This is a genomic window from Salinisphaera japonica YTM-1, from assembly GCF_003788585.1.
Classification (GTDB): Bacteria; Pseudomonadota; Gammaproteobacteria; order Nevskiales; family Salinisphaeraceae; genus Salinisphaera; species Salinisphaera japonica.
The window spans coordinates 1-14451 of record NZ_AYKG01000025.1 but is presented as its reverse complement, the minus strand read 5'-3'; the positions used below and the strand labels follow the sequence as shown (position 1 = coordinate 14451).

Annotated in this window: 13 protein-coding genes; 2 read left to right on the top strand and 11 right to left on the bottom strand. The window is 64.0% G+C overall.

Going from position 1 to position 14451, the window contains the following annotated elements:
• Position 1: 1 nt before the first annotated feature.
• From SAJA_RS08885 to dsbG, 6 genes are all read right to left on the bottom strand, one after another.
• Positions 2-1033, bottom strand: a complete 1032-nt coding sequence (locus SAJA_RS08885) for a virulence RhuM family protein/type II toxin-antitoxin system death-on-curing family toxin (protein ID WP_123658318.1) — start codon at positions 1031-1033, stop codon at positions 2-4.
• A 24-nt stretch (positions 1034-1057) separates the two neighbouring features.
• Complete coding sequence (locus tag SAJA_RS08880) at positions 1058-1666, bottom strand: LutC/YkgG family protein (protein ID WP_123658317.1); 609 nt, start codon at positions 1664-1666, stop codon at positions 1058-1060.
• Positions 1666-3150, bottom strand: coding sequence for a lactate utilization protein B (locus SAJA_RS08875; protein ID WP_123658316.1), 1485 nt, complete (start codon positions 3148-3150; stop codon positions 1666-1668). Before SAJA_RS08875 ends, SAJA_RS08880 begins: the two co-directional genes overlap by 1 nt.
• Entirely contained in the window at positions 3147-3890 is a 744-nt protein-coding gene (locus SAJA_RS08870; RefSeq protein WP_123658315.1) for a (Fe-S)-binding protein, read from the bottom strand. Before SAJA_RS08870 ends, SAJA_RS08875 begins: the two co-directional genes overlap by 4 nt.
• A 126-nt stretch (positions 3891-4016) precedes the next feature.
• On the bottom strand, positions 4017-6803 hold the full coding sequence (locus SAJA_RS08865) for a M16 family metallopeptidase (RefSeq protein ID WP_184999822.1): 2787 nt from the start codon (positions 6801-6803) through the stop codon (positions 4017-4019).
• Positions 6804-6872: 69 nt separating this feature from the next.
• Positions 6873-7643, bottom strand: a complete 771-nt coding sequence (dsbG, locus tag SAJA_RS08860) for a thiol:disulfide interchange protein DsbG (RefSeq protein WP_123658313.1) — start codon at positions 7641-7643, stop codon at positions 6873-6875.
• 156 nt (positions 7644-7799) lie between these two features.
• Here dsbG and SAJA_RS08855 point away from each other — a divergent pair, with 156 nt between their 5' ends.
• On the top strand, positions 7800-8279 hold the full coding sequence (locus SAJA_RS08855) for a DUF4282 domain-containing protein (protein WP_123658312.1): 480 nt from the start codon (positions 7800-7802) through the stop codon (positions 8277-8279).
• On the opposite strand, the gene SAJA_RS08850 is transcribed toward SAJA_RS08855, so the two are convergent.
• The 4 genes from SAJA_RS08850 to SAJA_RS08835 all read right to left on the bottom strand — a co-directional run bounded on the left by SAJA_RS08850 (position 8276) and on the right by SAJA_RS08835 (position 11801).
• Positions 8276-9232: a hypothetical protein gene (locus SAJA_RS08850; RefSeq protein WP_123658311.1), complete on the bottom strand. Its 957-nt coding sequence runs from the start codon at positions 9230-9232 to the stop codon at positions 8276-8278. The genes SAJA_RS08855 and SAJA_RS08850 overlap by 4 nt on opposite strands.
• Positions 9229-10239 carry a hypothetical protein gene (locus tag SAJA_RS08845; protein WP_123658310.1) on the bottom strand — a complete coding sequence of 337 codons (1011 nt, stop codon included), beginning with the start codon at positions 10237-10239 and terminating at the stop codon, positions 9229-9231. The genes SAJA_RS08850 and SAJA_RS08845 overlap by 4 nt, the downstream gene beginning before the upstream one ends.
• Before the next feature lie 4 nt (positions 10240-10243).
• Positions 10244-10993, bottom strand: coding sequence for an SDR family oxidoreductase (locus SAJA_RS08840; RefSeq protein WP_123658309.1), 750 nt, complete (start codon positions 10991-10993; stop codon positions 10244-10246).
• Positions 10994-11054: 61 nt separating this feature from the next.
• A complete protein-coding gene (locus tag SAJA_RS08835) occupies positions 11055-11801 on the bottom strand; it encodes a sulfite exporter TauE/SafE family protein (RefSeq protein ID WP_123658308.1) in 747 nt (248 codons plus the stop codon).
• 105 nt (positions 11802-11906) lie between these two features.
• Here SAJA_RS08835 and SAJA_RS08830 point away from each other — a divergent pair, with 105 nt between their 5' ends.
• Positions 11907-13163 (top strand): Glu/Leu/Phe/Val family dehydrogenase, encoded by a 1257-nt coding sequence (locus tag SAJA_RS08830; RefSeq protein ID WP_123658307.1) that lies wholly within the window; start codon positions 11907-11909, stop codon positions 13161-13163.
• Between the two features lie 81 nt (positions 13164-13244).
• On the opposite strand, the gene SAJA_RS08825 is transcribed toward SAJA_RS08830, so the two are convergent.
• Positions 13245-14219: a TerC family protein gene (locus tag SAJA_RS08825; RefSeq protein WP_123658306.1), complete on the bottom strand. Its 975-nt coding sequence runs from the start codon at positions 14217-14219 to the stop codon at positions 13245-13247.
• Positions 14220-14451: the final 232 nt, after the last annotated feature.

Below are 14451 nucleotides of genomic sequence, written 5' to 3'. Positions count from 1 at the left end.
CTCAATTGGCCGGTGCGGGCGCCAACATGTTCATCACCAGCCGAATCATCGTGTCCTTGGCGCTGGGCTCAGACTCGGCGACCAGCAGCGTGAGGGCGGCCAGGCCGACGTCGTTAATGATGGCCTCCCCGTCGGCGTTGATCAGCCGCTCGTTGCGATAAAGAAAATCCACGAACAAAAACGCGGCGCTGCGTTTGTTGCCATCAGCGAACGGGTGGTTCTTGATAACGAAATAGAGCAGATGCGCCGCTTTCGCCTCAATCGAGGGGTAGGCGGGCTCGCCGAATACGCTCTGGTCGAGATTGGCCACCAGGGCGTCGAGGCCATCGCCGCGTTCGCGGGCAAAAAGCTCGGTGGCCTCGCCGCGCTCGATCAGATCCGCTTTCAGGCCGGCCAGTGCGCTACGGGCGGCATCGAGGCTTGGTAGCTCACCGCCGGTCTGGGCATGTGGCTCGGTCAGCAGGCCTTCGTCGTAGCGTTGCAGCAGAAGAAACGTCTGAGCATAGCGGGCCGCGATATCGATCAGGCCACGGCTGGCCTGGGTATCGAGTGCCGGGCTCTGGGCGGTCTTGCGAAGCAGTGTCATGGCTGCGTCGAGCTCGTCGGCGTTGGCCTCGAAACGCTGACGAGCCAGTGTCCAGCCCTGGAGCAGATGCTCGCGCAGGATACGGGTGGCCCATTGACGAAACTGCACCGCGCGGCGCGAGTTGACGCGGTAGCCGACCGAGATGATGGCGTCGAGGTTGTAGTGTTTCAGCCGACGGCGGACCTGTCTTTGCCCCTCGGTTCGAACTACTAAGAAATTCTTAGTAGTTGCCTCCTCGTCCAGTTCCACGTCGTTGAAGACATTCTGCAGGTGCATCAGAACGTTTTCCGGCGTCGTGTCGAACACATCGGCCATCTGGCGCTGGGTCAGCCAGACGGTTTCGCTCGTCGTATCGAGCCGGACCTCAATCGTGTCGTCACCGGACTCGAAAAAAAGCAAACTTTGAGCGTTGTCTTCCAAGGTCGGTGCGGTTGCGGACGACGACATGGCTTCCCCCGATTTCAGCTCGATCTAGCCTACCGGAATGACCGTCAGCGATCGCACCCCCTGCGCCCCGCGGACCAGCACGCCCTCGATATCGGCTGTGGCCGATGGGCCGGTATGGAACACGGTGTAGGCCGCCTGCTTGTAGTCATCGCGGGCGTAGGCGCGGTGCATGTTGGTGATGATCTGGGCCGGGTCGAGTAACACGACGAGATGCTGGGCCAGATAGCCGATGGCGTTGACGATCAGCTCGCGCTCGGTGAAGCACACGCTGCCGGTTTCGGCGATGCCGAAGCGGGCCCGCAGCACGGCGGCATCGACGTCGTGCAGGGTGTGCGGGTCATCGTCGCGACGGACCCGGCGGTTGCCGGCGATTTCGGGCACGGTCGAGGCGATGATGGCGTTGTCTGGCAGGCGCTCGGCCAGCACGCGGCGCATGGTGGCGTCCAGCGTTTCATCGACCTTGGGTTCGGCCCAGGTGCCGCCCATTTTTTCCAGCACCTCGATAAAACGAGCGATCAGGCTATCGGTATCACTCGGGTAGGCGTCGTCGTAGGCGGGCACCGTGGGCGCCGCTGCCGCGAAAGCCGGCTTGTTGCGACGAATATCGGCCAGTATTTCGTTACGACCGCGCATCAGCCCTCTCCTGCGGTGTCGCTGTTGTTCAGGCGATGCTTGCGATACCAGTCGTGGAAGGTGCCCTCGGCCGGTACGTCCGGGAAATCACGCACCTGGCCCCAGGCGTTGAGCTTGTTGTAGATGGTCCAGTCGGGCAGATATTTCAGCGCGCTGTGGGCGGATTTCACGGCCGTGCGATACGCCTTGGGGCTGGCCAGCACATCGCCGGCGGCGGCCAGGCTCTTGCGCTTGGTCCAGGGGATCTGGTCGTCCTCGGCCAGTACGCGGCGCCATTCGAAGATTTGCTCGTGGATATTGATCTTGACCGGGCAGACGTTGGTACAGCTGCCGTTGAGCGTGGAGGCAAACGGCAGGTTGGAGTAACGATAGGCATCGATCGAGGGATCGAGGATGAGGCCCAGCGGGCCGGTATAGGTCGCCCCGTAAGACAGGCCGCCCGAGCGCCGAAACACCGGGCAGGTGTTCATGCAGGCCCCGCAGCGAATACATTTTAGCGACGACCAGAACTTGTCCTCGCCCAGCCGCTTCGAACGACCGTTATCGACCAGCACGATATGCATCTCGCCGCCTTCCTTGGGCGCGCGGAAATGCGAGGTGTACTGGGTGATGGGCGAGCCCAGCGCAGAGCGCGACAGCAGGCGGATGAACACGCCCATGTCTGAAAGTGTCGGCACGATTTTCTCGATGCCGATGGATGCCACGTGCAGGTTAGGCACGTTGGCCGAGAGATCCGCGTTGCCCTCGTTGGTACAGACCACGAAGCCGCCGGTTTCGGCCGCGGCGAAGTTGGCGCCCGTCATGCCCGCGTCGGCGTCCAGGATCAGCGGGCGGGTGTGTTGGCGCTGTTGTTCGGTCAGGTAATAGGCATCGTCGTTGTCGGGATCCGAGCCGATGGTTTCGGAAAAGACCTTGGCCACGTCCGAGCGCATCTTGTGCACCGAGGGCACGACCACGTGGCTGGGGTCTTCGGCATCGAGCTGCTGGATACGCTCGCCCAGATCGGTCTCGACGATATCGATGCCCACGCCTTCCATGTAATGACGGAACCCGCACTCCTCCATGAGCATGGATTTGGACTTGATCACCTTCTTGACGCCGTGATCCTTGAAGATCTCGTGGACGATACGGTTGTGATCGGCGGCGTCCCCGGCCCAGTGGACATGCACGCCGTTGGCCGCGGCGTTGTCGGCGAACTGTTCGAGGTATTCATCCAGATGGGTCAGCGCATGGGTCTTGATCTGGCTGGCCAGATCGCGCAGTTCCTCCCACTCTTCGACGCCTTCCATCGTGGCGTCGCGGCGTTGGCGCATGGCCCAGACGCGGGTGTCATGCGAGGCGGCATGTTCGGGCGACTCCAGAAACTGCTTGGCGGCCTTGCGATGATCCTGGCGCTCGCCCGGGCCGGCTTTTTCCGGGCGCGGGGCGGCCTCCTTGGCGGCCTTGGGCGTGTTCTGGCTCTTGACCGGATCAGGCGTGCTCATGCCGTATCTCCATTCAGGATTTCAGCGATATGCTTGAAGGCCACCGGCGCGCCGATGCGCTTGGCACAGCCTTGTTGATGCATCAGACAGGACGTATCGGCCGAGACGATGTACGCAGCACCCGCGCGGCCGTGATCGGCCACCTTGTCATGGCCCATTCGGCCCGAGACTTCGGGCTCGGTGACCGAAAACGTGCCGCCAAAGCCACAGCACTCGTCGGGGCGGTCCGGGGTGACGAGCTCGATACCGTCAACGGCTTCCAGCAGCGTCCGCGGCTTGGAAAAATACCCGCCGCGTAGCTCGCTGGGTTGGCCGTGGCCCAGATTACGCAGCGTGTTACAGGAGTCGTGATAGCCCACGCGGTGCGGGAACTTCGCCCAGGGAAACTCGCGTACGCCCAGCACATCGTGCAGATATTCCACCAGCTCGTAGCTGTTCTCGCGGACGTGCTTGACCGCCGGCGTCTGTTCGATTGCGGTCAGGTTGTCGCGGATCTGATGGATACAAGAGCCGCTGGGGGCCACGATCACATCGTATTTGGCGAAGTTGTCTACAAAAAGTTGCTCGGTGGCCGCGGCCTCGGGGTGGCAGCCGGCATTGACCATGGGCTGGCCGCAACAGGTCTGGTCAAACGGATAATCCACCTCACAGCCCAGCCGCTCCAGCAGCTCGAGCGTGGCGATACCCACCTTGGGATAGAACGCATCGATGAAGCAGGGAATGAACAGGCCGATGGTCATGAAAGATGCTCTAGCGAGATACGCATTGACAGGCTAGCGTCAAAAACCACTTTGACAACACGACTATAGGCGCAGCCCCGCGCTGCATCCGGGCACGCCGCCAGCGGCGTGCCCGATGACGCGTATTCACTCCGGTGCCGGGCCTTGGACCACGCGCACCAAGTCATCCGGGCGGATCCATTTCTTGACCGCGGCCTGTATCGCCTCGGCGTCCAGATTCTTGTAGACCCGGGCTGCGCGATAGGGCGTATCTAGCGGCTGGTCGAGTTCGACGCGGGACAGCAGGCCATAGCCGATTGCGCTGGCGCTGGCCTCGTTCAAGGGAATCTGGCGGATCAGGCCGGCCTGGGCACGATGCAGCTCGGTGTCGGATATGGGCGTCTTGGCCATCTGTACCAGGGCACGACGGATCAGGCGCTCGGCCTCATCGACCTTGTCCGGATCCGAGCCGTAGCGAAAGACCAGCCGGGTACGGGTGCGCGAGGTGTTGAAGCCGGAGCTGACGTAATAGACCAGGCCACGCTCCACACGAAGCTGGCGATACAGACGGCTGGCGAACGTGCCGCCGGTGAGCACCTGATTGGCCATCTTGAGCGCACGATAATCGCCGTCGGTGGTCGTCAGGCCCAGCGTTTCGGCCAGATGCACGGTGTCCTGGGTCTGGGCATCGTCGGGCACATGATGACGCGAGGACTTGTTGGGCGCCACCGGCGGCAGATCAACCTCGGCCGTGTCGTCGGGGGCGTGCCAGTCGCCAAAGCGTTTCTTCACGGCTGTTTTCACATCTGCCGGGTCGACGTTGCCCACGACCACGAGCGTGGTCATGTCCGGCCGGAACACGCGCTTGTAGTAAGCCGTGACGTCGTCATGGCTCAGACCGGTGATCGATTCGGGGGTGGCATGACGCAGGCTCGGGTCGTCCTTGGGAAACAGACCACGGGCCAGTGCCTGGCTGGATTTGAAATCAGGGCTGGCGATCAGGCCGGCCGTGGTGGCGGCCGCGCGCTGCTGGATCGGCTTGAACGCGGCTTTGGGCAGCGCCGGCAAGAGCTCGTTCTCGGCCAGGAGTGACAGGCCGGTGGCGAAATGCTCGGGCAGCACGGTCAAGCTGAAATCCGTACCGGCCGTGGCGCTGGCGCCGATGGCATCGAGCGCGGCTTGATAAGCCTTGCGGTCATGCTTGGTGGTGCCGTACTCAAGCATCTGGGCCAGTACGTCATCCACGCCGGTCTTGTTCTCGGGCTGCTGCAGGTCCGGCGTGTTGCGGATATGCCCATAGACATGCACGGCGTGTACCGAATCCGAGGGCACGGTGATCAGGCGCAGGCCGTTGTCCAGCCGGGTATCGACCGGTTTGATGGACTGCTCGGGGGCGATGATCTCGGACAGCGGTTTGGCCGCCCAGTCGGGCAGGCTCACGTCGTCGACGTTCTCGGGGCTGAACGATTCGGCCCCGCCAAAGCCACCGCCGGATTTCGGCGCGCCCGAGCCTTCGGGCGTAAGCACGGCCAGCACGCTTTGATCCGGCTGAATCACATGTTTGAGCATCGCGTTGACGTCATCGGCCGAGACGTTCTTGATCGCCGCCAGTGACTGCGCCGGGGAAGCCAGGCCGTTGACGGCCACGGCCGAGGACCAGCGCATGGCAAGACCATGGATCGAGTCGCGCTCGGCCACATCTTCGGTGATCAGCGAGCGCTTGGCGGCGGCGATCTGATCGGCCGATATGCCGTCCTTGGCGATACCTTTCAGAATGCCGCGCATCTGCTTGACCAGCCCGTCGGCATCGGCGCCTTTGGGGAACACCACATAGCTCACGCCCAGCCCGGCCTCAGCCGCGGGCAGCGTGCCGAACTGCGCGGCCAGGCTCTTGCCGGAGGCCACCATTTCGGTATAGAGCGGCCCGCGTGGGTTGTTGAGCACTTTGGCCAACACCTCGCTGGTGGCGTTGGCCGCCACCTCGCGCGTGCCCGGCGCACGAAACCCCAGAATCGCATAGCCATAGCCGGCGTCGGTGGGCATGCGGATGGTCTTGGCATCCAGTTTTTCCGGCTCGACCGGCGCACGCTTGGGCACGTCGTGCGACTGGATATCGCCGAACAGTGTCCTGGCCTTGTCGACGATGGCATCAGGTTCAACGTCGCCGGTGACAACCAGCGTGGCGTTGGACGGTGTATACCAGGTGTCATAGAACGACTGCAGACGCTTGGCCGTGGTCTTGTCGAACGACTCACGCGTGCCCAGCGCATCGTGTGAATACGGCGTATCCGTATAAAGCTGGGCGCGCATGCGCTTGATGGCCACCTGGATCGGTGACGACATGGCAGCGTTGACTTCCTGCTCGATCGCGCCGCGTTCCTGTTTCCAGTCGGCTTTGCTCGCGAGGATTCCTTTCATGCGTTCGGCGTGCAGGCGCAGGGCCACATCCGCGAACTGCGAGGGCATGGTGAAGTAATAACTCGTGGCATCGTTGGTGGTGAAGGCATTCACCTGGCCGCCCAGGGCGGCGCCGATGGCGGCGATCTGGGCGGCCGAAAGATCTTTCGTGCCACGAAACATCATGTGTTCCAGGGCATGGGCGGTGCCGGGGAAGGCCGTATCGGCCTCGCGCGAGCCGACCTTGTAGGTCAGCATCGTCGTGGCCACGGGCGCCAGATGATCCGGGACGACCACGATCTGCAACCCGTTGGCCAGGGTCTTCTTGACCACGGTGTCGCCGTTGATCGCGGCGATATCGGTGCCGTCGGCCAGCGCGGCCGGTGTCTTCGGCCCTGCGTCACGCTGCGGTGCGGCGTTGGCCTCGGGGGGCGTCTGGCTCGGCGAGGCCGCTTGGCTTGTGTCATCGGCGCCGTAAACGGCCGTTGCGGCCAGGGACAACGCGCCGATGGCCAGTACGCGGATCGTCTTTTCCATGACTTCGTCCTTCATTAAGCAGCGCATGATGTAGCACATCCGCGGCGGGCTATAACAAACGCGGCCGGTCTATTTCGGTTTGGGGCCGAGTACCTCGACGAGCTTTTTATTACGTGCCGCGCCCTGAAAAATCGTGATCTTGTCGTCGGCGTTCTTGTAGATGATGCCGGGCGTGCCGCGGATGCCCAGACGCTTCATCAGGGCACCGTTGGCCGAAATCTTTTGCCGCAGGTCTGCCGGTACATCGGTCATCGGCTTGATGCCGCCGGATTCATAGTTGTCTTCATGCGCCCGGTACGCCGCGCTCGGGTCATCGGCGGCCAGCAGAGCCGCGGCCTTGGCCGGGCTGGAGGGGCGGATCACGCCCACCGGGATATGGCGCAGCTGGACCTTGCCGGCTTTCACCCAGGGCCGGGAAGACTCGTAAAAGCGATGACAGTAGGGGCAGTTCGGGTCCGTGATGACATAGACCGTACGCGGGGCATTATCCGGCCCGTCGGCGATCCAGTCGGACTGCTTCAACTGTTGCCAAGTGTCCCTGGGCAGGCCCGGCCTGGCATCGGCGATCGACAGCAGCGGGGCGCGGCTCAGATTCTTGCTGTTTTCATCCAGTAGTGTGCCCACGATGACGTGCTTGCCGTCCGGCGTGAGATACAGGGCCACGGGCGTCTGCCCAGCCTTGGCGGCGTAGCCGGTCATGCCTTTGGGAGCATCGATCTTCTTGACCACGGTGATGCCCTGTTCGGTCAGGCTCTGGATTGGCGCGGGCCAGTCGGCGGCGTACGCCAGGCCCGGGATACACAGGCCGAACAGGCAAACGATCAATAAACAAGCGCGCATGGCAACCCTGTAAAACACGACGACAGACAGCCAGCTTGAGCCAGAGCCGCGCCGATGACCAGCGCCGGGTGACGGCGCATTTCACGATGCGCTGGCTTGATTGCCCAACACCGGTAGTATCCAGTTAAAGACTTGTCTGCGTTACCAAGGGCTCTCATGGCCGATGACTCCGATTCGAAGACTCGGGCAACCGGGTTCAAGCCACGCCTGATCGGCGCTTTGTTCGATACCCGGTTTTCTGGGTTTCTAGCCGCGGACATGGTGCCGGTGATCTATCGCTTTGGTATCGGCGTAGCCGCGCTGGCCACCGTTGCCGTCATCGTTTGGGCTGCGCTGCTGTCGTGGATCGCCGGGGCGATCTGGCTGTTCCTGCTGGGCCCGGCGATGTTTCTCACCCTGGTGGTGGGCCTGCGAGTGATGCTGGAGTTCGTGCTGGCGGTGTTTCGTATCAACGCCGAGCTGCACGCCATGGAGTCGCGCTTGGGCGAGGTGGTGCGCGAGCTGCGCGAGGCCGATCAGATCCTCGGGCGCGTGGATTACAACGTCGAATCGGTGGATCGTCGTATCGAGGCCATCCAGCAAGAGTTCCCGCGGCTGGCGTTCTGGCGCAAGGGCGGGGAGAAGAAGCCGCGTTAGCGATCCTGGCCGGGCGTGTCGGGCTGCGCCGGCCCGGGCCGGATGATCATGCGCCCGTCGATACCCAGTTCGATATGCCCGGCCGCGATCTGATCACGGCTTTTCACCAGACGGAACAACATCGGATCATTGGTTTTGCCGGTAGGGGCGACCAGCAGCCGGGCCGGGGCGATCTCCTGGCCGAGTGCGGCAAGCCGCGGCCCTTGGACCCACAGATAGCTGCCCGGCACATCCAGATCGGCCGGCAAGGCCGGCGCGCCTGTTGTTGCATCCCCCTTGAAACAGACCGTCAGGCCGGCCGCGCTCAGGCGCGCCGAAACCGGCCGGCTGTCGATGGCCGGGCCGGGCAGGACAGCACGGGTATCGATGATCACGGTGTCGCCCGCCACGCGTGCGCCGGGGGCCTCGACCGTCAATAACGCATCCAGCGGCGTATGCGCCAGGTCCAGCAGGCCGCCCACCGGCAAGCCCAGGAGATGTTCGTCGCGCACGGTCAGACGGATCAACCCGTCGTCGTCGACGCCGGCATCGGTGGTCGCACTGAAGGCCAACCAAAAGGGCGGCACGCGATGCCAGAGCCGTACGCCGCCGCTGACCTGCATGGCCCCGTCTTCGGGTATGAAATGCACGTCGTTCAGCGCGCGCGGCTCGTAGTTCAGGATGCGATCGTTGAACAGCCGGGTGAGCTGATCCGCAGACAGCCGGGCACAGCCGGCGGTGACACGTATCGAGAAAGAGCCGCCGTCTTCGAGATCAACGAGCGGATGACCGGGGCGGGGCACAAGCTCAGCGGTAAGATCGATCAGGTGCGCGCTGATCGTGTCGCTGACCAGGATATCCACGTTGTGGGCACGCACCGCAACGCGAGCATCCGCGGCGCGCTCATCGGGCCAAACCGCCGTGGCGGCCAACAGACCGAGCACGATGACAATCCCGCGTAGGCCCGGCCTCATCGGGTGGTCTCGTAGGCGCCGAGGCGGGCAATGAAGGTGGCGCGCGCGGGCTGGCGCATCAGCTCAATCGTGCCCTTGGCGAGCTGTCGTCGATAGCCGGGCAGCGATAGGGCCAGCTCGGTACCCGGGGCCGTGGCCTCGAGCTGAATCCGTGGGTCATCGGTATGCAGCGGCCCGATCGCCAGCCGGCCGCCGTGCAACAGCACATAAGAATCGGCCGGGCGGGCCGGCAAGATCTCGGGCAAGCGCTGGCCGTCGTCAAAGACCAGCCGCAGGCCGTCGGCGTCCAGATCGGCATGTTTGATGGCCAGATCAATCGTCGGGGCGGGCAGCAGGGCCGTGATATCCACGATGATTCGGTTGCCGTGCACGGTGAAGGCCGGCGTATCCAGGGTGATGATATCGGCCAGCGCCAGATGGGCGGCACGCATTAAGGCCATCGCGGATTGCCCGTCGACGCTCATTCGGCTCGGGGTGAGGGCCAGATGCGTGTCGTCGAGGCGCGTCAGATCGCCCACCAGATGAAACGGTACCCAGCCCCGGCGCCGGAACTGGCCGTCCAGCACGATCCGATCCCCGCGCTGGGACAGGCGCAGACGACGTATCGCCGCGTCGTCATTGGCAAAACGCTGTTCGACAAGCGCGGCCAGGGTGGCGGTAGCAAGCCGTACAGTGCCGGTATGCACGCGCACGACGAACTGCGACAGATCATCGAGCACAACGGGCGTGCCCGGCGTGCGCGGGATGAGAGTCGCACTCAGGTGCTCGGTATCGATCGCCACGGCCGGGGCCAGCCCGACGGTGGTGTTGTGCAGGGCCACGGCCAGGGTATCGCTGGCCGCGATACAGGACAACGCGTGGACCGGGGCCTTGGCACAATAATCGGTGGCTGGGGGCGGCGGCGGTATCTCGGCCTGGCCGGTCGTGGCGGCCGGCGGACTACTACAGCCGGCCAGTGCGATGATCGCACCGGCCAGGCCGCAGCTGATGCCCGCAGGCCAGCGCACCGATTCAGACGCCGCCGTCCACGTCGAGCAGGGCGCCCGTCGTGAATTCGGCGCGGGCCAGATACAGAATCGCCTCAGCGATGTCCTCCGGCGCGCCGATCCGGCCCAGCGGGATACCGGCCGGGGCTTCCTTGGGCTTGTCCGGCAGGCCGCCGCTGGCATGAATCTCGGTATCGACCACGCCGGGGCGAACCGCGTTCACGCGGATGCCCTCGGCGGCCACCTCACGACACAAGCCTTCGGTAAAGGTATCGATCGCCCCCTTGGAGGCACCGTAATCGACATACGTACCGGCGCCGCCGCCCCCACCGCCGTGGGCAGCAGCCGACGAGATATTCACGATATTGCCGCCGGCGCCGCCGTCCTTGGTCGACATGCGTTTGATGGCCTCACGCGCGGCAATGAACGGCCCGACCACGTTGACCGCCATCATGCGGGATACGCGCTCGGCACTCATTTCGGCCACCGGGGCCGGGTCATCCACGATGCCGGCGTTATTGACCAGACAAGTCACCGGCCCGAGCTGGTCGTCGACTGTTTTGAACAAGGCCACGACGTCGTCCTCGACGGCCATGTCGGCGGCCACGGCGATCGCCCGGCCGCCGTCTTTTTCGATCGCCGCGACCACACGATCGGCGGCCTCGCGGTTGCTGCGATAGTTCACGGCCACGGCGTAGCCGTACTTGGCCGCCATCAAGGATGTGGCGGCGCCGATACCGCGGCTGCCGCCGGTGACGATCATGACTGGATCCATACCTGACTCCTGCCAAAGAGACTATAGACCTAGCCTAAGTCAGGCGTGCAGGCCTGGCCAGCTAACCGGCCCCGCGCATGAACAGCGCCAGCGTCATGGCCGCTGCGATCACGATGATGCCGGCCCGGTGCCATTTCGGGGCGATGACGTGGCCAAGAGCCGCCCCGCCCCAGCCGCCGGTGATCGCGCCTAGCGCCATGAGCCCGGCGATCGGCCACTGTACGAGGCCGAAGGCCGCATAGGTCGATACCGATATCAACGTCAGCGTGGCCGACATCACTGCCTTCATGGCCACCGAGGTCATGAGCCGTGTCTGGCCCAGCAGCCCCAGTACCGCGATCATGATGATGCCCACGCCGCCGTTGAAATAACCGCCGTAGACACAGGTCAGATAGACCGCGGGCACCGCCACCCAGCGGCTGATGGTGATACGGGCGGTCGCTTTCTTCAGCCACGGGCCGGCCACGAACACGCCCAGGGCGACCAGCATCAGCCAGGGCACGATGGCCGAAAACAACGCATCACCCGTGGCCAGTAGCAACAACGCGCCGCTGATGCCACCCGCGGCCGCCAGGGCGATCATCACCGGCAGGGCGATACCCGCCGGCGGGGCCACATCGGCTTTCAGCCGCCACAGCGTGGCCGCGTAGCCCGGTAAGACCGCCGTGGCGCTGGTGGCATTGGCCACGGTGGGCGGCAGGCCATAGAAAATCAGCGCCGGCAGGGTGATGAAGCTGCCGCCGCCGGCCAGGGCGTTGATCGCCCCGGCGGCGAGCGCGGCCAGCATCAAGAGCAATAGATCGATCATCCGGGCCTTGGGAAAAACATTGTGTATTCGGGAATATACGGTTTTCAGGCGAGCGCGGTCAGTCCAACATCAACGCCAACGATTTAACGGTTAAGGGATTACCCCATGCCCAGCTTGTTTGACGGTGCCAGCGCGCGGATCGAGGCCGCGCTCGAGCATGTCGATATTTCCGAGGATATTGCCCAGGGTCTGGCCCAGCCGGATGCCGCGCTCAAGGTCAGTGTGCCGCTACGCCGCGACGACGGCTCGTTTGGCCTGTATGCCGGTTATCGCGTGCGTTACGACAGCACGCTTGGCCCGGCCAAGGGCGGTATTCGTTTTCATCCGGACGTCAACGTGGATGAAACCACGACGCTGGCCTTCTGGATGACCACCAAATGCGCGGTCATGGGCCTGCCCTTCGGCGGCGCCAAGGGCGGTATCTCGGTGGACCCGAAGAATCTCTCGCCGGCCGAGATGGAGCGCCTGTCGCGCGCCTATATCGATCAGGTGGCGGATTTCATCGGTCCGGATACCGATATTCCGGCCCCGGATGTGAATACCAACCCGCGGGTGATGGGCTGGATGGCCGATCAATACCGCATCATCACCCGGGCCCACCGGCCGGATGTCATCACCGGCAAGCCGGTCGAAGTGGGCGGCTCTGCCGGGCGCACCACAGCCACCGGCGGCGGGGCGTTTCATGTGTTGAAGACCATGATGGCGCGCTGGGAGCGCGAGGCCGAGGGCACGACGGTGGCTGTTCAAGGCTTTGGCAATGCCGGCGTGCGGTTTGCTCGCCTGGCCGCTGAGGCCGGTTATACCGTGGTGGCCGTCAGTGACTCCTCCGGCGGAATCCACAACGAAAACGGCCTGGATCTGGACGCGGTAGAAAAAGCCAAGACCGAGCACGGCTCGGTGACGGCCGCCGAAGGCGATCAGATCAGCAACGCCGATCTGATCACCCTCGACGTCGATATTCTGGCCCCGGCAGCGCTGGAATCGGTCATCACCGACGACAACGCCGATCAGGTGCGTGCCGGCGTGATCGTCGAAATCGCCAACGGCCCGGTGGCGGCCGAAGCCGACCGGACGCTGGCCGACAACGATGTGATCGTGCTGCCGGATATCCTGGCCAACGCCGGCGGGGTGACCGTGTCCTACTTCGAGTGGGTCCAGAACCGCCAGGCCTGGTACTGGGACGCCGATACCGTGGCCGAGCGGCTGGAAAAGCGCATGGTCGAGGCCACCAAGGCGGTCGCCGACCGGGCCGAGGCGCTTGGTGCGGCGCATCGCACCGCGGCCTATGTCATTGCCCTGGAGACAATCGACAAGGCCGCCCAGGCCCGTGGCACGAGTGCGTTCTTCCAAGGCGAGACCTGAGCGCGCGGGCAAGCCTTCGAGGCGCTGGGCTGATCCGTGAACAAGACGCCCCGGCCGTGCGTGCCGGCCGGGGCATGACCGCTAGCCGGCTTTCGAGTGGCTGCTCATGAGGCTCGCCACGGTGGTGATCACCAGAATGCCCAGGATGACGCTCAGCGACAGCCAGATGGGGATTTCCGGCACGAGCTCGACGTGTTGGCCGCCGTTGATGAAGGGCAGCTCGTTGGTATGCAGCGCGTGGATGATCAGCTTGATACCGATGAAGCCCAGAATGACGGCCAGGCCGAACGATAGATAGACCAGCCGATTCAACAGGCCGCCCAGCAGGAAGTAGAGCTGGATCAGGCCCAGCAGGGCGAAGGCGTTGGCCGTGAACACGATGAACGGTTCGCGGGTCAGGCCGTAGATCGCCGGGATCGAGTCCAGGGCAAACAGGATATCGGTGGCGCCGATGGCGATCATCACGATCAGCATGGGCGTGATCAGACGCTTGCCGTTGATCTTGGTGGTCAGCTTGTTGCCATCATATTCATCGGTGGCCGGCAGATATTTCTGGGCGGCCTTGACCAGGAAATTGGGCTCGTATTCTTCTTCCTCGTCGTGTGAGGCGCTGGCCAGGCTATACGCGGTATAGATGAGAAACAGCCCGAAGATATAGAACACCCACGAGAAGTTCTCGATTGCCGCGGCACCGAGAGCGATGAAGATCGTGCGCAGGATGAGGGCGATGACCACGCCCACCAGCAGCACTTTCTGCTGATAGGCCTTGGGCACATCGAACGAGGCCATGATGATCACGAACACGAACAGATTATCGACCGACAGGCTTTTTTCGGTGACATAGCCGGCGAAGTACTCGATGCCGTGATCATGGCCCCAGACCGCCCACAGCCCGGCGCCAAAGATCAGGGCGATGACCACATAGAAGATCGACCAGCCGCCGGCCTCTTTGAGCGAGGGCTCGTGCGGGGTGCGCACATGAGCAAAGAAATCGAAGACCAGCAGCGCCAGGATGCCGGCAATCGTCGCCCCCCAGACCCAAATCGGTACATCCATGCGTTGTCTCCCGTGTGTTGCGTATTGGCGGCCGCGCGTGACCGGCGTGATGTCGCGCCGGCACACACCCCGGCAAACCGTGGCCGTTCGGCGTTATCTTACGTGAGCCCGCTGAACGTCGGGCAAGGGGTAATGCATTGAACAAAAACGCTGTATCGACCATCGGCTGGCCGCTAGATACCATCTCGCCCGACTGAAACCAAGCGGCTCACCGAGCGATCTGAGGCTGATA

What these genes read in the sequence shown, in the direction of transcription:
- SAJA_RS08885 (WP_123658318.1), bottom strand. Translation starts at nt 1,033, where the DNA reads ATGTCGTCGTCCGCAACCGCACCGACCTTGGAAGACAACGCTCAAAGT.
- SAJA_RS08880 (WP_123658317.1), bottom strand. Translation starts at nt 1,666, where the DNA reads ATGCGCGGTCGTAACGAAATACTGGCCGATATTCGTCGCAACAAGCCG.
- SAJA_RS08875 (WP_123658316.1), bottom strand. Translation starts at nt 3,150, where the DNA reads ATGAGCACGCCTGATCCGGTCAAGAGCCAGAACACGCCCAAGGCCGCC.
- SAJA_RS08870 (WP_123658315.1), bottom strand. Translation starts at nt 3,890, where the DNA reads ATGACCATCGGCCTGTTCATTCCCTGCTTCATCGATGCGTTCTATCCC.
- SAJA_RS08865 (WP_184999822.1), bottom strand. Translation starts at nt 6,803, where the DNA reads ATGGAAAAGACGATCCGCGTACTGGCCATCGGCGCGTTGTCCCTGGCC.
- dsbG (WP_123658313.1), bottom strand. Translation starts at nt 7,643, where the DNA reads ATGCGCGCTTGTTTATTGATCGTTTGCCTGTTCGGCCTGTGTATCCCG.
- SAJA_RS08855 (WP_123658312.1), top strand. Translation starts at nt 7,800, where the DNA reads ATGGCCGATGACTCCGATTCGAAGACTCGGGCAACCGGGTTCAAGCCA.
- SAJA_RS08850 (WP_123658311.1), bottom strand. Translation starts at nt 9,232, where the DNA reads ATGAGGCCGGGCCTACGCGGGATTGTCATCGTGCTCGGTCTGTTGGCC.
- SAJA_RS08840 (WP_123658309.1), bottom strand. Translation starts at nt 10,993, where the DNA reads ATGGATCCAGTCATGATCGTCACCGGCGGCAGCCGCGGTATCGGCGCC.
- SAJA_RS08835 (WP_123658308.1), bottom strand. Translation starts at nt 11,801, where the DNA reads ATGATCGATCTATTGCTCTTGATGCTGGCCGCGCTCGCCGCCGGGGCG.
- SAJA_RS08830 (WP_123658307.1), top strand. Translation starts at nt 11,907, where the DNA reads ATGCCCAGCTTGTTTGACGGTGCCAGCGCGCGGATCGAGGCCGCGCTC.
- SAJA_RS08825 (WP_123658306.1), bottom strand. Translation starts at nt 14,219, where the DNA reads ATGGATGTACCGATTTGGGTCTGGGGGGCGACGATTGCCGGCATCCTG.